The sequence below is a fragment of the Agitococcus lubricus genome, from assembly GCF_003051055.1.
GTDB classification, from domain to species: domain Bacteria; phylum Pseudomonadota; class Gammaproteobacteria; order Pseudomonadales; family Moraxellaceae; genus Agitococcus; species Agitococcus lubricus.
Genome location: NZ_QAON01000015.1, coordinates 20,754 through 47,285, shown reverse-complemented (window position 1 = coordinate 47,285; position 26,532 = coordinate 20,754). Strand labels below are relative to the sequence as shown.

The following is a 26,532-nucleotide window of genomic DNA, read 5'->3' as shown; positions in this document are numbered from 1 at the left end:
GAGCTGGCGTGGCACTACAGGATTGGGGAATCAGGCCAGTTACTCCTATCACAGATGAGCAGTTTTCACTGTGGCAAGCACAAATTGAAGCGCGTACAGGGATTACCTTCACTCAAACACGCAGACCTTTCTTAGAAATTTCCCTATCTACACGTATGCGAGAAATTGGAATAGACGATTATGATGTCTATTATGAGCTCGTCATGTCTGGCATTAGCGGTGAAAGGGAGTGGGTTGTTTTAGTTGATAGATTAGCTGTACAAGAAACCTCTTTTTTTCGACATGCCAGCTCTTACGCTTTAGTGGAACAGTATATAAAGCAGCGCTTGGCTGATAAGTCATGCTATTCACTGAATTTATGGAGTGCAGGTTGTTCTACAGGAGAAGAACCATACTCCTTGGCTTTTTTAGTCGAGGAAATGATAACTAATCATCAGCGTCAAGATATTTTTTATGGTATCACAGCGACCGATATTAGTTTCCCGACGTTAACTAAAGCAAAACAAGGGATTTATATCGAACGTAAACTACAAGGCATGCCTGATGCGCTGAAGTTCAAATATTTCACGCAATTAGGTAATAAACGAGACTGGCAAGTTAACAGTGACATAAAAAATAGAATTGCATTTGCGCAATTAAATTTGATGGAATTAGATAAAGCTCCATTTGCCGATATGGATGTGATATTTTGTCAAAATGTACTCATTTATTTTCGGCGTTTTCGTAAACGGGATGTTGTTACACAACTGGCAATGCGTTTACGAATCGGAGGCATACTCGTGCTAGGTGTGGGAGAAATTATGGATTGGCAGCATCCTTCCCTAGAAAGAGTTGAATATGCGGACACCTTAGCCTACCGTCGTATTGTTTAGAAGGACGGTACATAAAGACGAACTTAGAATACGTTGCTCAGACAACTACCCTAAGTCATCTATGCTAAGAATGGTTACTAACCTGACCGTCCTTGGACGAGGTTGTCGTCGAGTGATAGACTCTAGACGCTAGCCTCTTTGATAAATTATATGAACCCTAAGATGATAAATAGGATATAAATTTTTAAACGCGTATTGCGCATGATTTATATTCAATAACCGCATCAAGTCCCCAGAGGGGGGGTAAAAAGATGAGTGATAACCATAATTTTCTCGCTTTGGATTGGGTTAAAAGTGAAATCCAAGAGACCTTAAAGCAGGCACAACAAGCCCTAGAAGCCTATATCACAAATCCAAGTGATGTGGCTAAATTACGCTTTTGTTTGGCTTATTTGCATCAAGTATGCGGCACCTTGCAAATGGTCGAGTTCTTTGGTGCAGCTTTGCTTGCGGAAGAAATGGAAAAGTTATGTTTATCACTGGTAAATAATAAAGTTTCAGATACACAACAAGCACATCATGCTTTAATTGAAGCGATGTTACAGTTGCCTGCCTATTTAGAGCGTTTACAAATAGCTAAACGTGACACGCCGTTTGTATTGTTGCCAACTATCAATGCATTACGTATTGCGCACGATGAAACCCCGTTGTCGGAGTTAGCTTTATTTAAGCCTGATTTTAGTCGAGTATTTTCTGTATTAGGGCAGTCAGGTGTAGCAGCTAACCCAGCGGCACTCAAAAAGCTGCGTCATGGTTATCAGTTAAGTTTATTGGGCATTATTCGTCAGCAGCAATTACAACAACAATACGAGCAGCTTCTCGTTATTTTTGAAAAACTTAGCTTATTTATGGGGGCAAAAGCCTTACAAGCCTTGTGGCAAGTTGCTTCAGCCTTAGTCGAAGGCTTAATGCATAATCACATCCCCTTAACGCCAGCAATTAAGACATTATTGGGAGAAGTAGAGCAGGAGTTGCGTAAGTTCGCAGTTTATCCTCAGCACACCCCGACCTTAGATTTATTAAAAAACATTTTGTACTATCTCGCTAAAAGTCGTGGCGAAAGTTATCGTATTGTGGCCATGCGCGCCTTGTACCGTTTAGATGAGGCCTTGCCAACTCTAGATGTCGTTGAGGCTGAAAAAGAAAAACTAGCCGCACCTGACCGCCATGCAATGCAGTCCGTGATCAAAAGTGTTTCTGATGAGTTAGCAGGCGTTAAAGAGACAATTGATGATTTGACCTATTCTGACCATCCTAATATTAGAGCCTTAGAGCCTTTATTACCTGTCTTGCGTCAAGTATCTAGCACCTTACAAGTGTTGGGCTTAGCACATTTGCAACGCAGTATTTCTGAGCAAGTACGCACATTAAATAAAGCATTAAACTTTGGTGTATTGCCTGAAGGGGCATTATTAGTTGTGGCGAGTGCTTTGATTGAAGTCGAGTCAAGTCTGCAGCAACTGACAGAAGAGCAAGTCTTTGCTATTGGTGATAGTGACTTTGGCGGTAACGCCATGATTGACCAGTTATCAGCCGCGCAAGGTGCTGTGTTAAGAGAGTCACGCACCGCCTTAGAAAAAGCGAAAGAATGTATCGTTGAATATATCAGCTCGCAATGGAGTCCACAGTACTTACAAGAATTACCCAATTTATTAAGTACAGTACGTGGTGGCCTGACCATGTTAGATTTGGCGCGTCCTGCACAAATATTGGCGCGATTATCGGAGTTTATACAACACCATTTGCTGAGTGATGATTACCGCCCCAGTTGGTCAGAGATGGATACGCTCGCAGATGTTATTTCGTCGGTAGAGTACTATTTAGAGCGTGTTGCTAATCATCATCAAAATAATAATCTGCTCGATTTGGCTGCCCAATCCTTAGAAAAGTTAGGTTATGGTTTGGTATTAGTCCCTCCGCCAGAGCCTGTTGCACGTAGAGCAGAAGCCAAAACACCTGCGGAAAAAGAGTTACCTGAAATTGATTTTGGCACATTACCAGAGTCCACTTTAGAGAAGACGCTCTTGAATATGCCCGCGGTACCACTGGATGAACCGATGGATTTAGAAAAAATTGACCAGCGCAATCCTGATGTTGACCATGTCTTAGATATGGAAAAAACCTTAGTCTCTATGCCAGCATTAAATATACCCTTGGCTTCGGATGATTTAGCTGAATTAACACAGCAGTTGGAAGATAGCGATAGCCGCACGCAAATCAATATGCCTGCTATTAAAGAACTAGAGCCAACAAAGAGTGCAACAGAGCCTGACGAAAATCTGTTTAGTAGTACCTTAACATTTGATGCAGAAGCCATTCTTGGCGATATGAGTTTTAGTCCTAAGTCTAAACATGTAGAGCCAGCATCTTCAGAACCTGTTGCGCCGCAGCCAGTACGTTTTGATGATACGGAGTCGATGTACAGTGACTCGGAAGATTTAGCCCCGACACTCGTTAATATGCAAATTCCTGCCGCATTGTTGAATATGACGGTCACCGATAATCCTCAATCTGCACCGCCAGTTGCGGTAGATGTCCCGTCAGAGCCTGTCATCGAGGCGGAACAAACACTCGAAATGACGGTGACTATGACGCAGGAGCCTGAGCTTGTAACGCCTAGTACACCAGCCATTTCACAAATGCCTGTGAGCAAGGCTGCGCCTGTATTACGTTTTGAAATCAGTGCCGTGGTTCCAGAAGATGACTTTAGTGAAGATGACGAAATTCGAGAAATCTTTATTGAAGAAGCGGAAGAAGTCTTAGAAACGATTCATACCTATCTGCCTAAGTGGGCGGCTAACTACGAGAACAAATCGGCTTTAACTGAAGTCCGTCGTGGTTTTCATACGCTCAAAGGGTCTGGGCGTATGGTAGGTGCAAAAGTCACGGCTGAATTAGCATGGTCTATTGAGAATATGCTGAATCGGGTGATAGATAAAACGGCTACGACAACCCCCGCTATGATGACGTTGATTCAGAATGTCGTCTCTGTGGTGCCTGATTTAATTGCCAACTTCCAACAAAAAGAAACCCCCAGTATAGCAACGCCCGCGCTGATGACTGCTGCCGAGATGTTTGCCAAAGCGCAAACTGTTAGTATGGAAGATGTGGAGTGGGCGCTAGCCGTTGCGCGTCATCAAGTGAGTTTAGAACCTATAGAAGACCATATTAGCAGTGAAGAGCCAGAAGTCACGAGTGCAGAGGCATTTGCCGAAACCGTGGTAATTCAGCCAGCTGCTAGTGTCACTATGCCTGCTGACACAACAGCCGATGAACTCACTTTTGAGAATATGACTATCCCCGATTTACCTGCGTTAGCCCTTAGCGATGTCAAAGACTTGACCGAAGAAGCAGAGTTATCGGAAGCAGTATATATTGAAACTGACTTGATGGATGAAGACTTTGCCGTACCGATGGATTTAGGCGAAGAAGCAGCGTTGACACCATCGCCAGCTCTCTTTGCGCAAAATGATAAGCCAGAGACTACTATCAGCACGAACGTTGAGCCTGTAAAACTCGCCGCACCTATTTTAGATGTCCCTCAACATATTGCGATGCCAGAAGACGACTTCAGTCAAGATGACGAAATTCGAGAAATTTTTATCGAAGAAGTCGAAGAAGTTTTAGAGACAATCAATACCTATTTCCCCAAATGGGCAGCAAATTTTGACAATAACGCCGCATTAACAGAGTTTCGTCGTGGATTCCACACCTTAAAAGGCTCAGGCCGTATGGTTGGAGCAAAAGTTGAAGGAGAGTTGGCATGGGGCATTGAAAACATGCTCAATCGTGTTATCGACAAAACCACAAAACCCTCAGCTGAAATGGTCAGGCTGATTACTGAGGTGATTAATGTTATCCCTGAGTTAATTAGTAACTTCCAAAATAAAGAAACGCCGCGCTTAAATACCTCCCCACTCATGAGTATCGCTGACCATTTTGCTCGTGCACAAGTGGTCTCTATTGCTCAAATTGAAGCAGCAGTTGCATGCGCAAATGGTCAAACAGGTGTTGCCCAGCAGACTGAAGCAGCAATTGAGCCGTTAGTACCTGATGTTGAGTCGGCGAATGAGTCAGTAGAGATTGACCTTGAGGCTGTTGCAGAATCATCTGAACAAGCTGAGGATAACGAAGATGAAGATCTGAGTGATGCCTTTGAAGAGTTAGCTGCTAGCTTAGCAGATATGCCGACAGCAACCATAGCGACTGAAAACGAGCATCTGCAAGACCCTGTATTGATTGATATTTTTACGACAGAGGCAAATAGCTACTTAGACGAAATTGCAAATTACCTTGCGCATTTACCCGCACAATACAATGCGATGCCTGTAACAGACCAAATTTTGCGCGCACTACATACCTTGCGCGGTAGTGCAGGGATGGCGGGGGTCAAAACGGTTGCAGAGATTGCGGCACCGATGGAGCATTTATTTAAGGATTTACGTACCCAAGGCCGTGGTTTACAAGCAAAACACATGGAGTTATTGTCAGAGACCCATCGTCTGATTAAGCAAAGTATTAATGATGTGAGTCAAGGCGGGGCGGGAACAGTCGCCGAACGTCATAGCTTGATTAGCCGTATAGAACAAGTCGCACATGCCTCAGTCTCTGATGATGCCATTACAGCGCCTATCACGACCAATACAGCAGGTTTAGTGGCGTCTTTTATTGATTTGGGCATAGAGCTATTATTAGATGCGCCTTGGGAATTGTCTGGATGGTTACAATCGCCAGAGCACGACGATATTATTCAAAGTCTACTACGCGAATTAGAATTATTAGCGCCTGCCGCCAAGCAATCGGCGGTATCGCCTTTATCGGAGCTTGCTGACCAGTTAATTTGTGTTTACCGTTTTGTTGCCGAAGATACTACCAAAGCCTTAGCAAATGAACAGTTGTTAGAAGATTTGTCGAGTGCCCATGACGAAATTATCAATATCTTTGATACTTTAGCCGCCTGTCAAACGGTACAAGCCAATCCCAAACTCATGGCACGCTTGCGTGAATGGGGTGGTGCACCTGTTCAACTAGCGACTACAACAGATACATTTGCAGCCTATGTACCCGCAGAAGCCGAAATAGATGACGGTGCAGATGCTGAGTTGTTGGCAATTTTCTTAGAAGAAGCCGAAGAGGTTCTCACTGCGGCTGATGACGAGCTCACGAACTGGCGTAATAATCTGGAAGATAAACAACCTTTACGTGTACTCCAACGCCATTTGCACACCTTAAAAGGCGGTGCACGTATGGCGGTAGTCACCAGTTTAGGTGATTTGGGGCATGAACTAGAATTCTTATACGAAGATTTAGTCAATAACCGTTATCAAGCGACACAAGTCTTACTCGATTTGTTACAGCGTTGCCATGACCGTCTGGCGCAAATGATTGAAGATTTACAACGGGAAGGCCGTTGTAAGTATGCAAAAGACTTGGTCACTGTGATTGATTTATATCGTCATACACCCAAAGATACTGTTATTTTGGATTTTTTCTCATTAGCGGCAGGTGGCTCGACTAAGGCGGCTATGCCTACATCAACACAGCCATCTGCCGCATTGCCAGAAAGCCAAGCAACGTCTGTTCAAAACCTCGAAGCAGCTACTATCAGCACCATGCCTAGTGTGGCCAGCCCTGTCGAGGTACTAGCCGAAGACTTAGACCCTGAGTTGTTAGCAATTTTCTTAGAAGAAGCACAAGAAATTGTGGATGAGACGAATGCAAGTTTACAAGCATGGGTACAAGAGCCAGCGAATATTGCGCCTGTACAAATTTTACAACGTGGTTTGCATACCTTAAAAGGGGGTGCACGTATGTCGGGTGTCAATTCACTGGGTGATTTGGCACATGAAATGGAAAATATTTACGAGGGCGTGTGTCAATTACGTTATCAAGGCGGTACAGAAGTATTCGCCTTATTACAACGCTGTCATGACCGTATTGCCGATGCTGTAGATAAACTGCAAAAAGAAGGAAAATCGCTTGCTGTGACAGATTTAGTGGAGCAATTAAAACGCTACTTAGCAAGCCCACAAAGTTATGTCGATAGTCAACCCACGATTGTCCCTGCGATTAAAATGCCTGTACCCACTGTAGAGACGAAGTCTAGTGTCTCTGAAGTGCCTGTCGCTGAAGAAGCTCCCAAACTACCTGTATTGTCATCAGGGGTAATGCCATCGATGACAGGTAATTTCCGCCAAGCGACAAATGTACAGCAAGCGGCACAAGAGATGATTCGTGTTTCCTCTGAATTGATGGAAAAACTTATTAACCTTGCAGGTGAAACGTCGATTGTTCGCTCGCGTGTAGAAATGGGTGTGCACAGTTTCGGTCAAACCGTAGAGGAAATGGGCGCAACAGTACAACGGTTGGTTGACCAATTACGTCGTATGGAAGGTGAATTAGAAGTTCAAATTTTGGCAAAACATACCCAAGAAGGTGGCAAATATGAAGATTTCGACCCCTTGGAAATGGACCAATATTCGTCGTTGAACCAGTTATCTAAGTCTTTATCCGAATCTGCATCCGACTTATTTGATATTAAAGCCACCTTGATTGAAAAAGCGCGTGATACCGAAACGTTACTTTTACAGCAATCACGTCTAAATACCGAATTGCAAGAAGGATTGATGAGCTCTCGCATGGTGCCCTTCTCGCGTTTGGTGCCACGTTTACAACGTATTGTGCGTCAAACATCAGGTGAATTACGCAAACCTGCAGAGTTGTATGTTATCAATGCTGAAGGTGAAATGGACCGTACCTTATTAGAACGGATTGTTGCTCCCTTAGAACATATGTTGCGTAACGCCGTTGACCACGGTTTAGAAAACCCTGCCGAACGTGCTGCTGCGGGTAAGGAAGCTATGGGACGCGTAACCTTATCGATTGGTCGTGAGGGGGGAGAAATTGTTCTGACACTCGCTGACGATGGTAAAGGCGTTAATATTGATGCGGTACGTAAAAAAGCCATTGAGCGTGGCTTGTTAGATGAAAATAGTACGATTAGCGAACGTGAATTATTGCAGTTTATTTTCCATGCGGGCTTTTCTACGGCGCAAAAAGTGACTCAGATTTCGGGTCGTGGTGTGGGGATGGACGTTGTTCAGAGTGAGATTAAACAACTGGGTGGTACCGTTGTTATTCAGTCTGAACAAGGCAAAGGTACAACCTTTGTTATGCGCTTACCCTTCACTGTGGCTGTGAGCCGAGCCTTGATGGTACGTATTGGCGAAGATGTGTATGCGATTCCGTTATCACAAATTGAAGGTATTGTGCGCGCGAGCCCCTACGAGTTGGAGACATATTACGCCCCCAATGCGCCCGCATTCGAGTATGCAAATATTGGTTATAAGTTGCACTACTTGGGCGAGTTTGTGCACGGTATTCGTGTCCCTAGCTTATTTGGTCAAACCCTACCATTACCCATTTTATTGGTGCGTGGCGCAGACCAACGTGTTGCTATACAGGTAGACCAATTAATTGGCTCGCGTGAAATTGTGGTTAAGTCTGTAGGGGCACAGTTGGCTTCGGTAGCAGGTATTTCGGGAGCAACCATTTTAGGGGATGGTTCGGTTGTTATCATTCTCGATACGATTGCGATGTTACGTGCAGCCGCACTACAAAAACCGCGTCAAAAACAAGTGGTCGAGGAGACAACCCCCGCAGTTCAAGAGCGCTCAACGCGTACCGTCATGGTGGTTGACGACTCGGTTACAGTACGTAAAGTGACTTCTCGTTTATTAGAGCGTCACGGTTATGATGTGGTCTTAGCCAAAGATGGTCTAGATGCAATTACCAAACTGGAAGAAATTCGTCCAGATATTATGTTGCTTGACATTGAAATGCCGCGTATGGACGGTTTCGAAGTGGCATCGTTGGTACGCCACAATCCCAACTTGTTGGGCTTACCCATTATTATGATTACCTCGCGTACGGGTGAAAAACACCGTGAACGCGCCTTCCAAATTGGGGTAAATGCCTACATGGGTAAACCATTCCAAGAGCAACAATTACTTGAAACGATAGCTGAGTTATTAGCGACAGTTTCTGAGCGGTAAATAAGGTTATGACAAGCAAAAGGAATCCGCGTGTTGCTATCGTGTGCGATATGAGCCTGCAACGATTAGCACTCGCGCATGCAGTAAAAGGACAAGGTTATGACCTTGTCCTCAACTGTGCGCCCGATAGATTAGATAATAAATTATTCAATGCCGCTGACCCTGATGTATGGTTGATTGATTTACAGGAAGAAGATGACGATTTGATAGAGCGAGTGCTGGCAACTGATGTGCCCGTTCTATTTGGACTTGATGTAGCCCCCACTCAAGGCACGCGTCAGTATCCGCGTTGGGAACGACGGGTTTTTATTAAATTATACGAAGTTGTCGGACATCCTGTTGTTCAAGAGAATTTAGAGCCTTTAGAGCGTGGCCCTAGCAATCCAACACGTCCCAAACAAATCGTTATTCCCGACGAGTTATTTAAGCGTAAATATCAACGGGTTGAGTTTGTCTGTGTACTTGCCGCCTCCTTGGGCGGACCTGCTGCCGTCAAAGAGTTCTTGGACTATGTGCCTAAGGGAATTCCTGTGGCCTTTGTGTTGGCACAGCATATTGATGGCCGTATGCAAGAATCCCTGACACGGGTTTTAGTGCGACATAATCATATGCCGTGTCTGATTGCACGTGGTGGAGAGCAGTTAAAAAATAGTGAGCTTTTGATTGCGCCTGTTGAAACAGAAATCGACTTTAGTGCCGATGGTCAGGTGGTTTCGCGTAATATTAAATGGGACGGCCCATACTCACCGTCAATAGACCAAGTGATTGCCAATGTCAGTCGCCGTTTTCAAAAACGAGCAATTTCCATTATTTTTAGTGGCATGGGCAGTGACGGCTCTATCAGTGGGCCGTTGATGGTCGAAGCAGGGGGGGTGGTTTGGGCGCAAGATGAGCAAACATGTGCTTGCCCTAGTCAACCTGATGCCATGCGTGCAACGGGCTGTGTTTCTTTTACAGGAACACCGTTTGATTTAGCCAATCGTTTAGTTAATTATGTAAATCAAACCTTAAATACCTAATATAGTTATTAGAGCATTATGCTAAGTCTTTTAATAACACTCAATCCATTGAGGTAAACTATGGCACAAGCACAGCTTCCCACATTAGGGCAAACCACCCTACTGAGTGCAACAACGGGTAAATTAGACGTTTGTTTGCTGCCATTATGGCAAAAAAGGTTATTATTGCCTGCGGTCACCGTCTTAGATGTACTACCAGCGACGGGCATCAAGTCACCTAAAAAAGCCAAAAAAAATGGCCTCTTAGGGCAGATTTTATGGAATTCAGAACAAGTACCTGTGGTTAACTTTGAAGTATTATGTGGGCTCTCGGCAGCGTCTGAACCCCAAAAAGTGGCTATCATTCACAGTATTAACCATAACGAGAAGCTAAGTCATTATGCAATTGCGTTGCAGGCAGAGCCGCTTGCCGTTAAAGTAAAAATTGCCGAACTGGAAGACTTAGAAAAAGCGACCGTCACCGCGATGGAGTATTTGCAAGTACGTTACCAAGAGGCAATGGCAGTCATTCCAGACCTTGATGCCTTAGAGGCTAAAATCTTAACACTCATATAAAATATCGCCGAGATAGTTCTGTCGATATGTCCGTAAAAGTGCTCATATCAGTGAGTAACAGCCAGAAAATACAGGGCATATTTTCTGGTTATTCAAGCGAAAACCTTAGGGTCTGCTGACGTTTTGATTGTGGTTGCGAAAGAAGCTATTTTTTAGAGGATACGCGGCGCGAGTCGTGTAGCTTGGTTATTCTAAATAAGCGATGAACAACAAATTAACCTCAAAAAATCGTTCTTTCCCTGAAGATTGCGTTAAAAGTAGACTCATACTACGTGACAAAACTTGCCAATAGAATCACTATTTGCTGCGTTTTGTGCCTTGCCTGAGTCCATGTTTATCAGCAACGCTGCTCACATGCAAAACGTCAACAGCCCCTATTTCCACCAAGGATAAAATTCAGGCATTTGACTGGCTTTCCCTGTAAATTCAGGGGCGCGTTTTTCTAAAAAGGATTTTACACCTTCTTTGCCATCGTCAAGACTGGTGTAAAACATGGCCAAAGAGTCTACTTTATGCGCTTCAATCGGGTGTGTTTGGGCGGCATTGCGATACATCATTTGTCGAGCAAAGGCGATAGCAACAGGTGAACGATTATCTATAAACTTATGGGCGAGTTTATAAGCTTCTTCTAACAAGGTTTCTGGGCTATAAATCGCTTTGACTAAACGGCCTTGTTGAGCTTCTTCGGCAGTTAAAATATCACCACTATACACCCATTCTAAGGCTTGGCTGATACCGACAATACGTGGCAAAAACCAGCTTGAACAGGCTTCTGGCACTACGCCAATTTTGCCAAAAACAAAACCAATCCGTGCTTTAGAGGAGGCTAAACGAATATCCATTGCCAAGGTCATGGTTGCGCCAATGCCCACGGCTGCGCCATTAATCGCACCAATCACAGGTTTTTTGCAATCAAAAATAGCCAAGGTGACACGACCACCTGTATCTCGTACCCCTGCAATCATTTCTTCATCGTCTAAGCGCTGTTCCATATCGGCTATTGTCGGTTGTAAGTTTTCATTCAAACCAAAGACATTACCTTGTTTGCTTAAATCCATGCCAGCACAAAAGGCTTTACCTGCGCCTGTCACCACAATCGCACCAATATTGTCGTCGTCACTGGCAGTTTTGAAGACGTGCTCTAATTCATTGGCCATCTCAACGGTAAAGGCATTCATTTGTTCGGGACGGTTGAGGGTAATCGTCAAAATACGGTTTTCGACTTGATATAAGAGGGTCTGATAAGTCATGTTATTATTTACTCCTAAAAGCTGCTATGTAAAAAGCCTAGTTGCTTATACTGGTACTTTCGTGCTGAAATCAAGTTTATTTTTAACCAAATGAGTTTTAATAATGAATGTTTTGATTGTTCACGCCCATCACGAAGCCAAATCGTTTAATAGCGCCTTGATGCACTTGGCCACCGAGCAATTAACGGCTGCTGGTTATCAAGTACAGGTGTCCGATTTATATGAGATGAATTGGAATCCTGTGGCTTCTGCTAACGATTTTGCCCAGCGCAAAAATCCTGAGTATTTGGTGTATGCCTTAGAACAGCGTCATAACTACGAACAACAAGCAATTGCACCTGATATTGCGGCTGAGTTAGAAAAGTTAAAAGCAGCGGATTTGGTGATTTTTAACTTTCCGTTATATTGGTTTTCTGTGCCTGCGATTTTAAAAGGGTGGATTGACCGCGTGTTAATTTCGGGGGTGTGCTATGGCGGAATGCGTTTTTATGACCAAGGTGGCTTAAAAGGTAAAAAAGCTTTAGTGACTTTAACTTTGGGTGGCCGTGAGCATATGTTTGGTGAAAAAGCTATTCATGGTGAGTTGGTGGATGGCATGTTGCGTCCTTTGTTGCGTGGTACTTTAGCGTATGTGGGCTTTGAGGTGTTGCCACCGTTTATTGGCTATCATGTGCCCTATATTAAACCCGAAGCACGCGAGCAAATTTTGGTGGATTATAAAAATTATTTAGCCAATTTAGACAGTTTAACGCCATTACGTTATCCGCATATGGATGAGTTTGATAGCAAGTTGTATCCGAAGTAATCGTAGCTAAAATTATCTATAATGTGTATATTACAATATAAAATACACATTATAGAGTTCAAAAAATGCGTACCAATATTGTGATAGATGATGCTTTAATGCACGATGCTTTAAAAGCCACAGGATTAAAAACCAAAAAAGAAGCGGTTGAGTTGGGGTTAAAAATGCTCATTAAACTCAAGCAACAAGAGTCGATTAAGGCTTTTCGTGGAAAACTGAAATGGGAAGATGACCTTGAAGACATGAGACTCAATCAATGATTCTTATAGATTCAAGTGTTTGGATTGACTATTTTAATGGCCAACCCACGCCATCCGCTAATAAATTAGATAGTTTGCTTGGTGTTGAACCGCTTGCTATTGGCGATTTGATTTTAACGGAGGTATTACGCGGATTTCGTGTAGATACAGATTATCAAACTGCGAAAAAATTATTGCTTACATTAACGGTGTTTGACATGTTAGGGACAGACTTAGCCATACAAGCCGCCGATAACTTTCGTTTTTTACGCAAACGTGGCGTTACCGTTCGTAAAACAGCAGATGTGATTATTGCCACACATTGTATTGAATATGGCCATTCTCTGTTATTTGCTGATAAAGATTTTATACCCTTCGTCACCCATTTAGGCTTAAAAGCGGTGACAACAAATACCTAAAGCTGTTTTTTACGCCTCAATACAAGGAGCGTTATTTTGTTATCCCCCAATCAAATTCGTGCCAATGCGCGTAAATTTAGTCTTGAATGGAAAGACGAAACTCGCGAACGAGCCGAATCTCAAACCTTTTGGAACGAGTTTTTTGCAGTATTTGGCGTTAATCGCCGTAAAGTGGGTATTTTTGAAGCCACATTTAAAAAGCTCAAAGGCACACAAGGCTTTATTGATGTGTATTGGCCAAAAAAATTGGTCTGTGAGCAAAAAGTCGCGGTGCAGATTTAGCCAAAGCCACCACGCAAGCTCTTGATTATTTGCAGTCAATTGCCAAAGTTGCTCAAGATGATTTGCCACGTTATGTGATTGTCTGCGATTTTGAGCATTTGCATTTATTGGATATAGAAACACAACAACAGCAAAAAATTTTAGTCGCTAACTTAGCCGATAACATTGAGTTATTTGGTTTTATTTCGGGCTACGAAACTGAGTTTAGACAACAGCAAGAAGCGGTCAACATTGCTGCCGCCGAGCGCATGGGACGTTTGCACGACCAACTCAAAGAAAACGGTTATGATGGCCACGAATTGCGTGTGATGTTGATTCGCTTGCTATTTTGTTTGTTTGCCGAAGACACGCAAATTTTTAATAAAAATCAATTTTACAATTTTTTAGTGCAACGTACCCAACAAGATGGCTCTGACCTTGCCGCATGGATTAGCCAATTATTTGATACGCTAAACCGCGAAAAACGCCTTAAAAATTTAGATGAACAGTTAAATGCCTTTGCGTACATTAACGGTGAGCTGTTTAAAGAGGTGATTCCGCCTGCGGCTTTTGATGCCAAAATGCGTCAAGAGCTAATAGACGCGTGTGCAACTGACTGGCAGGCGATTTCTCCCGAAATTTTTGGCGCGTTGTTTCAATCGGTAATGAATAAAGAGGAACGGCGTAACTTAGGGGCGCATTACACCAGCGAGCAAAACATTTTAAAAATGATTAACTCGTTATTTTTACAAGAATTAAGAGACGAATTAGCAACTATTAAAACCCATAAACAAGTGAGTGTGCGTGCCGCCAAGTTAGATGTTTTTCACGATAAAATAGCCCAATTAACGTTTTTAGACCCTGCCTGTGGTTGTGGTAACTTTTTGGTCGTGGCTTACAGAGAATTGCGTTTGTTAGAGCTAGAAGTGATTGAGCAAATTCAAAAAGACTCAACGCAGTTAATCATGGATGTTTCGGCTTTGATTCGTTGTAATGTTAATCAGTTTTATGGCATTGAGATTGAGGAGTTTCCGTCACAGATTGCGCGGGTGGCGATGTGGTTGATTGACCATCAAATGAATTTGTTGGTGTCTGACCGCTTTGGGATGCACTATGCGCGTATTCCGCTCAAGCAAAGTGCGACTATTTTAAATGCTAATGCCTTACAAACCGATTGGCCTGTCACGGATTATATATTGGGTAATCCGCCGTTTATTGGTCATCAATGGCGTTCAGCCGAACAACAAAATGATGTTGACTTAGTTTTTCCTAAAGATAAAAAATTTGGCAAAGTTGATTTCGTGGGAGCATGGTTTGTTAAAGCAGCTTGCATAATGAAAGATGCTCCAAAAACACGCACCGCTTTTGTATCCACCAACTCAATTACTCAAGGTGAGCAAGTGGGTATTTTGTGGGGTTGGATTTTTGAGCAAAATTTATGTATTCAGTTTGCTCATCGCACTTTTCAATGGCAAAGTGCAGCAACGGGCAAAGCGGCAGTACATTGTGTGATTATTGGTTTTGGTCAAGATAATACGCTTAAAAAGACGATTTTTGATTATGAAGACGGCAAAGGTTTACCATTGCCTATTAGTGCTAATAATATCAATGCGTATTTGGTCGATGCTAAAAATCAATTTCTAGAAAGTCGTCGTCAGCCTATTTGTTCTGTACCCGAAATGGTCAGTGGCAATAAACCGATTGATGGCGGTTATTATTTTTTTACGGAAAATGAAAAGTCAGATTTTATAAAAAAAGAACCTATTGCTGAGCCTTATTTTAAGCGATGGTTAGGAGGAGAAGAGTTTATCAATAATACGGTGTGTTATTTTTTGCATCTTGCTGACGTTTCACCTAAAGATTTGGCTAAAATGCCAGAAAGTAAAAAGCTGATTCAAAAAGTTAAAGAGTATCGTGCCGCTAGTCCGAGCTTACCAACGCAAAAAATAGCCGATTTTCCAACTAAATTTCATACGTCTTTTACATCAACAGAAAATTACTTGGCAATGCCTGAAATATCCTCTGAGCGAAGAGTTTTTATGCCCATTGCTTTTTTGGGTAAATCTGTTTTGTGTAGTAATAAATTAAGATTAGTTGCTGATGCGACAGTATTTCATTTTGGGGTGCTTAACTCAACCATGCACATGGCGTGGATGAGAACTATAACAGGTCGTCTAAAAAGTGATTATCAATATTCAGTTGCTATTGTTTATAACAACTTTCCGTGGCCATTAAACCCAAGCGACAAACAAAAACAAACTATCGAAGCTGCTGCACAGACGGTACTAGACGCACGGGCGGCACACCCCGAATGTTCGTTAGCCGATTTATACGACCCTTTAACCATGCCTGCTAATTTGCTTAAAGCCCATCAACAACTCGACAAAGCGGTAGATGCCGCCTATGGCAAAAGCAAATTTGCTAATGAGGCAGAGAGGGTAGCGTTTTTATTTGAACTGTATCAACAATATACTGCGCCCCTTCAACCCTTCGACAAGCTCAGGGCAAGCCAAAAATCAGGGGACGATTCTGTTGCATCTGTTGAGCCAGTTAAGCCCAAAAAAATTAAAAAATAGTATTCCCTTCGACTCCGCTCAGGGAACATGACTCCCCTCAGGGAACAGCTTTAATTTTTGTTGATTGAGCGTAGTCGAATCAACTATAAGCCCCTTCAACTCCGCTCAGGGAACTTTTTGCGCTGGCTGAGCGTAGTCGAAGCCTAGTGTGAATTGAAGTTTTTATAATGGCTCTGATTTTGGCATTGTGACAATGAGGGCAGTTGATTAAATTTGCCAACTATCAACGCCTCTTTTTTCTTCCGACTCCAGCCTTGTACTTGTTTTTCTCGATAAAAAGCAGCGTCAATTCTGTCAAACTCCTCAGTATAAACCAGCTTAACAGGCAGTCTTTTCGCTGTGTGTTTTGCACCTTCTCCTTGTTGGTGTTGCCATAATCGTAATTGGATATTTGTTGTGCTGCCAGTGTAATAACTACCGTCAGCACATTGTAAAATGTATAAGTATCCTTTCATAATTTAGTCCTTTAAAAGTTATTGCCCCTTCGACTCCGCTCAGGGAACACGACTCCGCTCAGGGAACTTTTTGCGTTGGTCTAGTGGCGGTCACTGAGCGTAGTCGAAGTAAGTCGAAATCAATCACCCCAACGCCTTTCCTTCATACTGCCTATCTGCATGATACGAAGAGCGTACCATTGGCCCACTCCAAATATTGGTGAAGCCTAATTTTTTGCCATAATCCGCATATTCTTTAAATTCATCAGGATGGACAAAACGGTCAACAGGTGCATGATTTTTTGACGGCTGTAAATATTGGCCAATGGTGACGAGGTCAACATTGTGGGCGCGTAAATCGTCCAATACGGCTAACACTTCTTCTTTGGTTTCACCAATCCCGACCATCAAACCACATTTGGTTGTCACGTCTGGACATTCTTCTTTAAAGCGTTTAAGCAACGTGAGAGAGTGTTGATAATCCGAACCAGGTCGAATCGCTTTATAAATTCTTGGCACGGTTTCGATGTTGTGGTTAAACACATCGGGTGGACATTCACGCATAATCCGCAAAGCAATATCCATGCGTCCTCTAAAATCAGGTACTAACACTTCAATTTTGGTGTTTGGATTCAACGAGCGTGTTTGGCTAATACAGTCAACAAAATGTTGTGCGCCACCATCTTTTAAGTCGTCACGGTCAACCGAAGTTACGACGACATATTTTAACTTGAGATTAGCCACTGTTTCGGCTAAATGACGTGGTTCATCAGCATCTAAAGCATTAGGACGGCCATGCGCGACATCGCAAAAGGGACAACGGCGCGTACAAATATCCCCCATAATCATAAAAGTAGCTGTGCCACCGCCAAAGCATTCAGGCAGATTAGGACAAGCGGCTTCTTCACACACCGTATGTAATTTTTGTTCGCGTAATAAGCCTTTAATACGTTGTACTTCGTTGGGGTTAGAAATACGAACACGAATCCAGTCTGGTTTGCGCGGTAGGGTTTCGGTAGGAATCACTTTCACTGGAATACGAGCAACTTTTTCAGCGCCGCGTAATTTTTCGCCAGTGACGACTTTGACGATTTCACTCATTCATCGGTACTCAATGAGGGGCAGAGATGGTCGCTGTGACCTAAGAAATACGCAGTGTGGGCGAACTGCACAAATGAGGGTGCATGTTCTTGGGATGATTCAGCGCATAGCTAGGAGGCAACGAAGATAAATATTCAGCAGACTCTCTTAAACATCTGATTGACTTGCCTTATTTTAACGTAATATAGCAGACGATTAAACCAAGGTTTTTCACGAACAGCGTATAGGAAGTAATAAATGCAAACAGCGCATGATTATGATGTAGTAGTGATTGGTGCAGGCCCCGCAGGCGAGGGAGCAGCCATGAAACTGTCTAAAGAAGGCAAAAAGGTAGCAATAGTCGATGCGCGTGGTCAAGTAGGGGGCAATTGTACCCATGTTGGCACCATTCCCTCTAAAGCCTTGAGACAGACAGTATTCAACATTATGCGTTATCAGCGTGATGTCATGTTTCAACGGGTGGGGGAGTTACGTAACGTACCATTATCGCAAGTGTTGGCACGCGCCCATACCATTATCGAACAACAAGTGGCCGTACATAGCCGATTTTATGACCGTAATGAGGTCGATGTGTATTATGGACAAGCCCACTTTGTGGATGCGCAGCATTTAAGTATCAAAACACGAGAGGGTGGCACAGAATTACTCAGTTTTGCTTCGGCGGTACTTGCCACAGGCAGCCGTCCGTACCATCCTGAAGATATTGATTTTAGCCATCCACGGGTCTTTGATAGCGATAAAATTCTGACCTTAGATTATCCTGTGCATAAATTGATTATTTATGGTGCGGGGGTCATTGGTTGTGAATACGCCAGTATTTTTGTTGGGCTTGGCTACAAGGTCGATTTAATCAATACGCAAGTGCAATTATTATCTTATTTAGATGACGAAATCGCTGATGCTTTATCGTACTATCTACGCGAGTTAGGCGTCTTAATTCGGCATCAAGAGCAGTATGAACGAGTTGAAACCTTTGATGATTGTGTGGTCTTACACCTGAAATCGGGTAAAAAAATTAAGGCTGACGCAATTTTGTGGTGCAATGGACGTACAGGTAATACCGATAATTTAGCGTTGGAAGCAGTGGGTTTACAGGCTAATAGTCGAGGCCAAATTACGGTTGACCAGCAATACAAAACCGCCATTCCACATATTTTTGCTGCAGGTGATGTGATTGGTTGGCCTTCGTTGGCATCGGCTGCTTATGACCAAGGTCGTTGCGCCGCAGCACATATTTTAGGTGTGGCAGATACCCCTCGAGTGGAAGATGTTCCTACAGGAATTTATACCATTCCTGAGATTTCGTCGTTGGGTAAAACCGAAAAACAACTGACGGAAGAACGTGTCCCCTATGAAGTTGGGCAAGCCTTTTTTAGGCATTTGGCGCGCGCACAAATTACGGGTGAAACCGTAGGCATGCTGAAAATTTTATTTCACCGTGAAACCTTAGCTATTTTAGGTATTCATTGTTTTGGTAATAATGCGGCAGAAATTGTCCATATTGGCCAAGCGATTATGCAGCAGAAGAATGGCGGTAATACGCTACGCTATTTTGCCAATACGACATTTAACTATCCCACCATGGCGGAAGCCTATCGTGTCGCCGCACTTAATGGACTAAATCGTTTATTTTAATTTAGGTGGGGGCATTTTTTGCCCCCTAAAATCATGGTTGATTTATTTTTCAATAAAGGTAAAAGGTAGCGGTGTGGTTGCATCTTTATATTGTGGCAGTTGCGCTTGTCGCGCGAGCCCCATCATGTTGACAAAAGGCCCTTTACTTTGCGCAAAATTGATTGCCCATGCAGGCACATTGCCACCAGGGTTAATAAAGCCTTCGGACTCCACTAAGGTGGTATTGGCATCAATAGGCGTCCATTTCACGGTATAGTTTTCGGCTATCATTCTCACATAAGGGGGACGAGGTGCTAAAAAATTAGGTAAAGCACTGACACGCATAAAGACATAAGGACGTTGCGGCGTCATCGGTTCAATGACGGTACGTAAGACAACATCACGGTCAGGTGTGCCAATCGGAGCATCATGTACGATGTAATAAATATATTCTCGGTCAGAGACTTTTTGTAAAAATTCGACTTCAAGTGTCGCAAAATACCAACGTTTATAATTATCGAAGTCGCTTTGTACACGGGCTAGGGCTTCAATTGAGGCATCAATGGTGCTGACGACACGAAAAGAGCGGATATTTTGACCGTCTTCATTTTTTACATACACCTTAATACGGTGTAGTTTACTTTCTTTGGCTAGACGCCATTCTGAGCGATTGGGTGTATCGCGTAAGTCTTCTAAGTCACGATTGGCAAGCGCAGTCTGAGAGAGTGTTAATAAGCAGAGACTAAGACACAGTTGTTTTAGCATGTTGCACCTCTGGGCGTTACCCTTAATCATTGCAGGTTATACAACATTCAGGCGGTTTCGATGTCTACCTGTCATGTGTTGGACGAGTGGAGATTGTGCATCCTGCTGATGAATTGGTACTGCTTATGCGCTTAATGGGGTATGACATTGAGCGACATAAGCCTACACATCCTAAATGTCCCAATCGCTATTCAAAAAAGGTAAAGGGTAGCGGCCCTTTGGCATCACGAATTTTAGGGTCAGCCGCCAGTCGTTTCATTCCCATCATATTGGAATAAGGGCCTTTGCCTTGGGCAAAGTTCACTGCCCAAGAAGGTGCAACTCCACCAGGGTCAATAAAACCTTCGGCTTCTAAGAGTGTTTGGTCTTTGCCAACAGGTGAAATTTTAACGCTATAGTTTTCGGCTTCCATGCGTACATAAGGGGGACGGTCGGGTAAGTAGTCAGGTAGCGCAACGACTTTGACACCAATATAAGGTTTTTTAGCGGTCATTGGTTCAATCGTGGTGCGCAAAATCACATCGCGGTCGGGCGTACCAATCGGGGCATCATGAACCAAATAATAGATAAATTCGCGGTCGGAAACTTTTTTAAGTAACTTAACTTCGAGTGCACCAAATTGCCAGCGCATATAACTGTCTACATCACCTTGAATACGGGCAATGACTTCGATAGGTGCGTCAAATAAGGCTTCTACTCGAAAAGACCGAATCGCTTTACCTTCTTCATTTTTGACATAGGCTTTTATGTTGTGGCGTTTATCATTTTTAGAAAGTCGCCATTCATTTTTATCAATCGTGTCACTACGCACATCATCCAAGTCTCTTTCGGCAAGGGCAATACTTGGCAGTGATGCAATCAGTAAGGTGGCACACAGTTTTTTCAGCATAGGAGTACCTCAGCAGTGGAGCTTTTGCTTCCCAGCAAAGCGATGATTGTTATTGATATGACGGGGCTGTGGTCTGTGGTGGTCTTGACGCCCATCATATTGGTCATCTTTAGTTATGTATACAGCATTGAGCAATGCAGCTTAGCTGACTTGCGTGTATGATGTCTCAATTTGAGTGTTTACAGTATCGTAGATTTAAGGGGGTGGGGTATGTAACAAATTGTGTTGCGATACCGCCTTGCTACAGATACGAACTGATAAATAAACTGACTAGTACATCACATAATGACGATAACTAATTGAAATCTAATTGTTCTACTATTTTTTGCCGACAGAATCCCATAATTTACGGATAAAAGCGCTTTTGTATTTGCTCTGTAACAAGGTGTCCTAATTCACTTAGTGAGTAGGGTCGAGTACACAGAGCATTAACTTGTGTCATTTCTAGCCCCTGATAACCACAAGGATTTATACTAAGAAAGGGGGTTAAATCCATGTCTACATTCAGAGCAAAGCCGTGGTAACTACAACCTTTACGAATACGTAGACCTAAAGAAGCAATTTTTTTACCCTCTACATAAACACCGTGCGCTTGGCGATTGGCATAAGCGGGAATGTTGAGTGTCAGTAAGATATTGACTAAACAATCTTCAAGGCCTTCAACCAGTTCTCTCACGCCAAGCTGTAGACGTTTGACATCAAATAAACAATAACCCACTAATTGCCCTAAACCGTGATAGGTCACTTGGCCGCCACGGTCAGTCTGTACGATAGGAATAGCAGTCTGATTGAGAATATGTTCATGTTTGCCCGCTTGACCTAAGGTAAATACCGCAGGATGCTGGAGTAACCATAATTCATCAGGTGTATCTGCGTCACGGCTGTCAGTAAATGCGCGCATTTTTTGCCATGTGTCTACAAAATCAACCTGTCCTAAGTCACGAATAATCAACATCAGTAAACCAATTTAATTTCGGGGGCGGCATTAAAATCAGCATATAAATTATTGATTTGCTCACGGGTTTCTAGATAAAGGTTTACTGTCACTGACAGATATTTGCCGCCACTGGAGGCGCGCATAGTGAGGTCTTTGGCCTCAAAACCTTGACAGTGTTTGACGGCAATATCGGCTACAACTTGCGCCAACGGATAACGCATTTCACCTAAGACCTTAAAGGTGTGGCGACGTGGCAATTCCCATGCGTCAATATTTTGGACGGTGATTTCGGGGCTTGTCATAAAAGTACCTAACAGAAAGTCAACAAACTCTATTATAGGGTCTATTGACATTTTAATTGTGGTTGCGAAAGAGGCTGTTTTTTAGAGGGTGCGCGGCGTGAATCGCGTAGTTTGGTTATTCCAAATAAGCGATTAACAACAAAGTAGCCTCAAAAAATCGTTCTTTCCCTTTGGGTTGCGCTAAAAATTGACTCATTTTACGTGACAAAACTGGCCAATAGAATCACTATTCGCTGTGTTTTGTGCCTTGCCTGAGTAAATTTTTATCAGTAACGCGGGTCACACACAAAACGTCAACAGACTCTATACTGACGGCCTTTTTTTAGGCGTAATTATCGATGGGCTTTTGCGGTTTGGGTGCAATGTGATGGGCAAGGATATTGAGTACATATCTTCAGCTACTCTATCTTCGGTAGAGGTGATGCTCAGGGACATTGATGTGAGGCTAAGTTGGGAAAAAATTGGGCTATCGGCACGAGGTCAACAGCCCATGATGTTTAGCAATGGGTTCGTTCAGTAGAGCGGTATTACGCTGTCCGCCCTTTGATGAATTGCTCGGTTACTTCAACCACGCGTGCAGCAAAAAGTTTGGCGGTTTCTAAGTCGCCCGCTAATGGGCCCTCGTCTGGCGAGGCATCTGAAGGTGATTGTGCAAAAGCACCACCAAAACCTGCTAAATAGTTAATATCGTTACGTGTTGCGGCTTTACTATTAGCGGGTAATAACCCTGTACCGACCCAAATCATGCCGTGTTGCATGGCGAGCGTCCATAAATATTGAACGGTTGCATATTTATCGCCATTCATTGAGGCTGAATTGGTAAAGCCTGCGGCAATTTTATTTTTCCATTTTTGTTGAAACCAAGGCTTAGAGCTGGCATCAGCAAACACCTTAAAGACACCAGAAACACTTCCCATATAGGTAGGTGCACCAAAAATAATGGCATCAGCCGCTTCCAGTGTTGCCCAATCGGCATCACTGATATCAGCCACAGAAATCAAACTAACCTCTGCACCTGCGGCTTGTGCACCTGCGGCAACGGCTTCTGCTTGTTTTTTGGTGTGGCCATAGCCACTGTGGTAAGCGATTGCAATTTTAGCCATGTTATTCTTCCTCACATTGGTCGCAAAAGGGTAACTGTCAACTGTATCAGGACTTACGCATTTCACCGAAATTAGCGCGTTTTGTGAACATAAAACCGTTAATAACGGTTGAAGCGTGAACAAATAAGCGATAGCTCCGTAAGTCCTATGTATGCCAGATGCCAGTCTGGGTGTGAAAGGATAGTAGTCTGAGTAAAATAAGGAAGCTAGGCTAAGAACGATGGATAAGTTGTTGCTGAAAAGGAAACACTGAGCTATCCCTCCTCAAGTAGAGGAGGAATGAGAACACACTTTAGAACAGATTGGCAAAGAAGCGTTTAAGGCCATGCCAAATACGTACAAAAAAGTTAGCTTCTTCAACGGCTTGGAGTGTAACTAAAGGTTGCTCAGCAACGGTTTTACCATCTAGCGTAGCCACTAATTTACCCACTTCTTGACCTTGTTTTAGGGGAGCATCTAACGAGGGTGCAAGTTGTAAACTAATTTGTAATTTATCTTTTTCGCCGCGTGCAAGTGTGACGTTCATATCATTGGCTAAACCAACACTGACATGCTCATTTTTACCAAACCATACCACAGGTTTAGCGAGTTCTTGATTTTTACTGCGTACTAAAGCGGTTTCAAAATTACTAAAGCCCCAATTAAATAAGGCGCGGGTTTGGTCGGCACGCGCTTGCATGCTGTTTGTTCCCATCACCACTGAAATCAAACGCATATTGCCGCGTTTACTCGATGCAGTTAAACAGTACCCTGCGGCATCAGTATGGCCTGTTTTTAAGCCATCGACCGTAGGATCAGTAAACAATAAGGCGTTACGATTGCCTTGTTTGATATTGTTGTAGGTAAATTCTTTTTCGGAGTAAATGGGATAATATTTGCTACTGTCTTTGATAATGGCATGGGCTAATAAGGCCATATCATAAGCTGAGGTATAATGACCTTCTTGGGTTAGCCCAGTTGCATTGCGGTATTGAGTATCTTTCATGCCTAAGCGTTTGGCTTCGCCATTCATTAATTCGGCAAAGGCGGTTTCGCTGCCTGCCAAATGTTCGGCTAAGGCTTTGGAGGCATCGTTGCCTGACTGAATAATGACGCCACGTAGCATATCTAATACCGAGGCATAACTATTCACGGGCACATACATACATGACTCTGCACTGGTACCACGACACCACGCATTTTCGCTCATTAACACTTGGTCTTCTTCTTTGAGTTGACCTTTTAATAACCGTTGTTCGACTAAAAAGCTGGTCATCATTTTGGTTAATGAAGCAGGGTCTACATGTAAATGAGGATTAGATTCAGCCAGAATTTTGCCTGAATCATAGTCCATTAACACATAAGCCTTATTTTCGATGACGGGCGGGGCGGGAATGACGGTAGTTGCGTGTGCCACATTGATAGCGAGGGCTGAAAAACCTAAGGCTAAGGCAAAACGAGAGCTCATTGATAGTATCCTAAGCAAAATCAAATTGGCACAAAGTGTAGCATTGTCATGTCATAAATTATGTATAACTTGATTGACAAAATTGCCTTATTGTTTAAGCCATAGGGCAAGCAAAATACCATTCGTTATCAATAATAGAATACTGGTCACTTGCCAAAATAGTAGAGGATTTTGCTCTAGCCACGGTTTGTTGTGTAAGGTCAGTTGAGGATTAGGATGTTCTAGGTCGTTGAGAAATTCGCTTAACTCGGCATAACGGTGTTCTGGATTCAGGCTCAACGCACGTGCTAAGGCAGCATCAATCCATAAGGGAACGTGCGGATTGTATTGGCAGGCACTGGTATAGCGTAACTTGCGAAATTGACTCAAACTTTGACAGTCTTTGTAATATTCGCCATAAGCGTAGTGAGCTGTCAATAATTCGTAGAGGGTCATGGCAAGGCTGAATTGGTCGGCACGTTGGTCGCGGGCAATCCCTAACGCGTATTCGGGGGCGGCATATTCGGCGGCTCCTGCGCGTAATTTGAGATTATCACTCAGGCTGCCAATACTGGCACTGCCTAAATCAATCAGTTTAACTACCCCATTGGTGCATAAAAAAATATTATCGGGTTTGATGTCTTGATGCAGTGTTTCGCGGCGGTGCAAGGCGCGTAAGGCGTGCACAACGGGCTTGGCAAACGCTAAAATGGTTTCAACCGCCGCTTCTGGGTGTGTCATTCGCCATTGCCGTAGTGTTTGCCCTTCCAGATATTCTTGAATCAAATACAAATAATGACGAGCACGGCTCGCAGGATAGGTATTGACAATATGCGGATGATGAAAGCGTTGGCCTATCCAATCTTCTCTGACAAAGGCTTTGAGGGCATCAATATCATCAATTAAATTGGGCGAGGGGGTTTTGAGAACAAACTGATGCCCCTGAGCACAGTCTTTGACCAAATAAATATGGCTGCGGGCATTGATTTGAATTTCTTGCTCAACCTGATAACCATCAATGGTATCGCCAATACGCAATTCGGGTGTGAGTGGCGCTAAGTATTCAAGCTGTTGACTATCTTGTGCATGGGGTAAGTCGATGATTTCCAATAGTTGACAAGAGCGGTTATCGTCGCTGTGGTGACTGGCTGCACAAGCTAATACTTCTTCACAACGAGTTTCTAGGCTTTCGCTATGGGTCGCAATAATGGCTTTGAGCTCTTTTTCGGGCACAAAACTGTGAATCCCGTCGGTGGTTAAAACAAAAATATCTCCCTGTTGTAAGTCGGTTTCTAAATAATCAATATCAATACGCCAGTCCATCCCTAAGGCTCGTGTCAGTTGATTGCCATGACGACTGTTAAGCGCGTGGTCGGTAGTCAGACATTCCCATTCCTCACCGCGTAAACGCCATAAACGGGTATCCCCGATATGAAAAATGTAGCCACGTTGCCCGCGCATGATGAGTGCTGTAAAGGTGGTCAAATAGCCCTGATGATGATGTTGATAATGTTGACCTTGACCATGTAACCAACGATTGAGTGCGGCTAAGACTTTAGAGCCAGCCGTTTTTATTGACCAACTGCTAGGCGTGGCAAAAAAATCACTCAAAAAATTGGTGACACTGGTTTCGGCAGCAATACGCCCTCCATCAGCACTGCTCACACCATCGGCAATAGCGGCGGCAGCGGTGTGTGCGCTAAGACCATGCCCTTGGGGTAAATGTAGCCCTAAGGCGTCATCATTGGTGGCTTTAGGGCCTGTCTCTGTCCGTTGTGCAGCACGCACTGTGAGTTTATGGCTCATACAATCCTTGCTATTTACTCAATACCATGAAAAGCGAATCTACGATTCAGGTTTATGGCGGATGTGCAGTGCATCAGCTAACATGAAGGAACCCGTCGTGCATGG

The 26,532-nt window shown here is 43.5% G+C and carries 19 protein-coding genes and 1 pseudogene; 10 read left to right on the top strand and 10 right to left on the bottom strand.

The annotated features are described in order from the left end of the window. Nucleotides 1–8 precede the first annotated feature (8 nt). From C8N29_RS13280 to C8N29_RS13265, 4 genes are all read left to right on the top strand, one after another. A complete protein-coding gene (locus C8N29_RS13280) occupies nt 9–872 on the top strand; it encodes a CheR family methyltransferase (RefSeq protein WP_107866556.1) in 864 nt (287 codons plus the stop codon). Nucleotides 873–1,123: 251 nt separating this feature from the next. Beyond that, a complete protein-coding gene (locus tag C8N29_RS13275) occupies nt 1,124–8,926 on the top strand; it encodes an Hpt domain-containing protein (RefSeq protein WP_107866555.1) in 7,803 nt (2,600 codons plus the stop codon). A gap of 50 nt (nt 8,927–8,976) precedes the next feature. Beyond that, complete coding sequence (locus C8N29_RS13270) at nt 8,977–9,945, top strand: chemotaxis protein CheB (protein ID WP_170106991.1); 969 nt, start codon at nt 8,977–8,979, stop codon at nt 9,943–9,945. Between the two features lie 60 nt (nt 9,946–10,005). Next, nucleotides 10,006–10,500, top strand: a complete 495-nt coding sequence (locus C8N29_RS13265; protein ID WP_107866553.1) for a hypothetical protein — start codon at nt 10,006–10,008, stop codon at nt 10,498–10,500. Nucleotides 10,501–10,874: 374 nt separating this feature from the next. Here the strand turns inward: C8N29_RS13265 and C8N29_RS13260 are convergent, their stop codons facing one another. Continuing rightward, a complete protein-coding gene (locus C8N29_RS13260) occupies nt 10,875–11,750 on the bottom strand; it encodes a crotonase/enoyl-CoA hydratase family protein (protein WP_107866552.1) in 876 nt (291 codons plus the stop codon). Nucleotides 11,751–11,853: 103 nt separating this feature from the next. Between C8N29_RS13260 and C8N29_RS13255 the strand changes: the two genes are divergently transcribed. From C8N29_RS13255 to C8N29_RS13240, 5 genes and pseudogenes are all read left to right on the top strand, one after another. Further along, nucleotides 11,854–12,555 (top strand): NAD(P)H-dependent oxidoreductase, encoded by a 702-nt coding sequence (locus tag C8N29_RS13255; RefSeq protein WP_107866551.1) that lies wholly within the window; start codon nt 11,854–11,856, stop codon nt 12,553–12,555. 65 nt (nt 12,556–12,620) lie between these two features. Further along, nucleotides 12,621–12,815, top strand: a complete 195-nt coding sequence (locus C8N29_RS13250; RefSeq protein ID WP_107866550.1) for a type II toxin-antitoxin system VapB family antitoxin — start codon at nt 12,621–12,623, stop codon at nt 12,813–12,815. Continuing rightward, nucleotides 12,812–13,213 (top strand): type II toxin-antitoxin system VapC family toxin, encoded by a 402-nt coding sequence (gene vapC / locus C8N29_RS13245; RefSeq protein ID WP_107866549.1) that lies wholly within the window; start codon nt 12,812–12,814, stop codon nt 13,211–13,213. The genes C8N29_RS13250 and vapC overlap by 4 nt, the downstream gene beginning before the upstream one ends. 36 nt (nt 13,214–13,249) lie before the next feature. Further along, a pseudogene (locus tag C8N29_RS17435) lies at nt 13,250–13,713 on the top strand (type IIL restriction-modification enzyme MmeI); the annotation flags it as partial. Nucleotides 13,714–13,743: 30 nt separating this feature from the next. Then, nucleotides 13,744–16,050, top strand: coding sequence for a class I SAM-dependent DNA methyltransferase (locus C8N29_RS13240; protein WP_420836672.1), 2,307 nt, complete (start codon nt 13,744–13,746; stop codon nt 16,048–16,050). Between the two features lie 143 nt (nt 16,051–16,193). Here the strand turns inward: C8N29_RS13240 and C8N29_RS13235 are convergent, their stop codons facing one another. Together C8N29_RS13235 and lipA are read right to left on the bottom strand one after the other, a co-directional pair. Then, nucleotides 16,194–16,505, bottom strand: coding sequence for a GIY-YIG nuclease family protein (locus C8N29_RS13235; protein ID WP_107866548.1), 312 nt, complete (start codon nt 16,503–16,505; stop codon nt 16,194–16,196). 123 nt (nt 16,506–16,628) lie between these two features. Continuing rightward, nucleotides 16,629–17,585 (bottom strand): lipoyl synthase, encoded by a 957-nt coding sequence (gene lipA / locus C8N29_RS13230; protein WP_107866547.1) that lies wholly within the window; start codon nt 17,583–17,585, stop codon nt 16,629–16,631. Nucleotides 17,586–17,822: 237 nt separating this feature from the next. Between lipA and sthA the strand changes: the two genes are divergently transcribed. After that, a complete protein-coding gene (sthA, locus tag C8N29_RS13225; RefSeq protein WP_107866546.1) occupies nt 17,823–19,220 on the top strand; it encodes a Si-specific NAD(P)(+) transhydrogenase in 1,398 nt (465 codons plus the stop codon). 42 nt (nt 19,221–19,262) lie between these two features. Here sthA and C8N29_RS13220 read toward each other — a convergent pair whose 3' ends face one another. From C8N29_RS13220 to C8N29_RS13190, 7 genes are all read right to left on the bottom strand, one after another. Beyond that, complete coding sequence (locus tag C8N29_RS13220) at nt 19,263–19,964, bottom strand: SRPBCC family protein (protein WP_107866545.1); 702 nt, start codon at nt 19,962–19,964, stop codon at nt 19,263–19,265. 187 nt (nt 19,965–20,151) lie between these two features. Further along, nucleotides 20,152–20,853: an START domain-containing protein gene (locus tag C8N29_RS13215; protein ID WP_107866544.1), complete on the bottom strand. Its 702-nt coding sequence runs from the start codon at nt 20,851–20,853 to the stop codon at nt 20,152–20,154. 346 nt (nt 20,854–21,199) lie between these two features. Further along, entirely contained in the window at nt 21,200–21,808 is a 609-nt protein-coding gene (gene lipB, locus C8N29_RS13210) for a lipoyl(octanoyl) transferase LipB (RefSeq protein ID WP_107866543.1), read from the bottom strand. Further along, nucleotides 21,808–22,092, bottom strand: coding sequence for a YbeD family protein (locus tag C8N29_RS13205; RefSeq protein ID WP_170106990.1), 285 nt, complete (start codon nt 22,090–22,092; stop codon nt 21,808–21,810). The genes lipB and C8N29_RS13205 overlap by 1 nt, the downstream gene beginning before the upstream one ends. Nucleotides 22,093–22,619: 527 nt before the next feature. Then, the gene (locus C8N29_RS13200; protein ID WP_107866541.1) at nt 22,620–23,195 is read right to left on the bottom strand and encodes a flavodoxin family protein; all 576 of its coding nucleotides are present in this window, start codon (nt 23,193–23,195) and stop codon (nt 22,620–22,622) included. A gap of 292 nt (nt 23,196–23,487) precedes the next feature. After that, nucleotides 23,488–24,642, bottom strand: coding sequence for a D-alanyl-D-alanine carboxypeptidase family protein (locus C8N29_RS13195; RefSeq protein ID WP_107866540.1), 1,155 nt, complete (start codon nt 24,640–24,642; stop codon nt 23,488–23,490). An 87-nt stretch (nt 24,643–24,729) separates the two neighbouring features. Continuing rightward, complete coding sequence (locus C8N29_RS13190; protein WP_107866539.1) at nt 24,730–26,427, bottom strand: bifunctional protein-serine/threonine kinase/phosphatase; 1,698 nt, start codon at nt 26,425–26,427, stop codon at nt 24,730–24,732. Nucleotides 26,428–26,532 lie beyond the last annotated feature (105 nt).

Excerpts from the sequence above, each read along its gene's own strand:
- C8N29_RS13255 (WP_107866551.1), top strand. The coding sequence starts at position 11,854 with ATGAATGTTTTGATTGTTCACGCCCATCACGAAGCCAAATCGTTTAAT.
- sthA (WP_107866546.1), top strand. The coding sequence starts at position 17,823 with ATGCAAACAGCGCATGATTATGATGTAGTAGTGATTGGTGCAGGCCCC.
- C8N29_RS13200 (WP_107866541.1), bottom strand. The coding sequence starts at position 23,195 with ATGGCTAAAATTGCAATCGCTTACCACAGTGGCTATGGCCACACCAAA.
- lipB (WP_107866543.1), bottom strand. The coding sequence starts at position 21,808 with ATGTTGATTATTCGTGACTTAGGACAGGTTGATTTTGTAGACACATGG.
- C8N29_RS13270 (WP_170106991.1), top strand. The coding sequence starts at position 8,977 with ATGAGCCTGCAACGATTAGCACTCGCGCATGCAGTAAAAGGACAAGGT.
- C8N29_RS13190 (WP_107866539.1), bottom strand. The coding sequence starts at position 26,427 with ATGAGCCATAAACTCACAGTGCGTGCTGCACAACGGACAGAGACAGGC.
- C8N29_RS13265 (WP_107866553.1), top strand. The coding sequence starts at position 10,006 with ATGGCACAAGCACAGCTTCCCACATTAGGGCAAACCACCCTACTGAGT.
- C8N29_RS13250 (WP_107866550.1), top strand. The coding sequence starts at position 12,621 with ATGCGTACCAATATTGTGATAGATGATGCTTTAATGCACGATGCTTTA.
- C8N29_RS13260 (WP_107866552.1), bottom strand. The coding sequence starts at position 11,750 with ATGACTTATCAGACCCTCTTATATCAAGTCGAAAACCGTATTTTGACG.
- lipA (WP_107866547.1), bottom strand. The coding sequence starts at position 17,585 with ATGAGTGAAATCGTCAAAGTCGTCACTGGCGAAAAATTACGCGGCGCT.
- C8N29_RS13235 (WP_107866548.1), bottom strand. The coding sequence starts at position 16,505 with ATGAAAGGATACTTATACATTTTACAATGTGCTGACGGTAGTTATTAC.
- C8N29_RS13205 (WP_170106990.1), bottom strand. The coding sequence starts at position 22,092 with ATGACAAGCCCCGAAATCACCGTCCAAAATATTGACGCATGGGAATTG.
- C8N29_RS13240 (WP_420836672.1), top strand. The coding sequence starts at position 13,744 with ATGGGACGTTTGCACGACCAACTCAAAGAAAACGGTTATGATGGCCAC.
- C8N29_RS13195 (WP_107866540.1), bottom strand. The coding sequence starts at position 24,642 with ATGAGCTCTCGTTTTGCCTTAGCCTTAGGTTTTTCAGCCCTCGCTATC.
- vapC (WP_107866549.1), top strand. The coding sequence starts at position 12,812 with ATGATTCTTATAGATTCAAGTGTTTGGATTGACTATTTTAATGGCCAA.
- C8N29_RS13215 (WP_107866544.1), bottom strand. The coding sequence starts at position 20,853 with ATGCTGAAAAAACTGTGTGCCACCTTACTGATTGCATCACTGCCAAGT.
- C8N29_RS13220 (WP_107866545.1), bottom strand. The coding sequence starts at position 19,964 with ATGCTAAAACAACTGTGTCTTAGTCTCTGCTTATTAACACTCTCTCAG.
- C8N29_RS13275 (WP_107866555.1), top strand. The coding sequence starts at position 1,124 with ATGAGTGATAACCATAATTTTCTCGCTTTGGATTGGGTTAAAAGTGAA.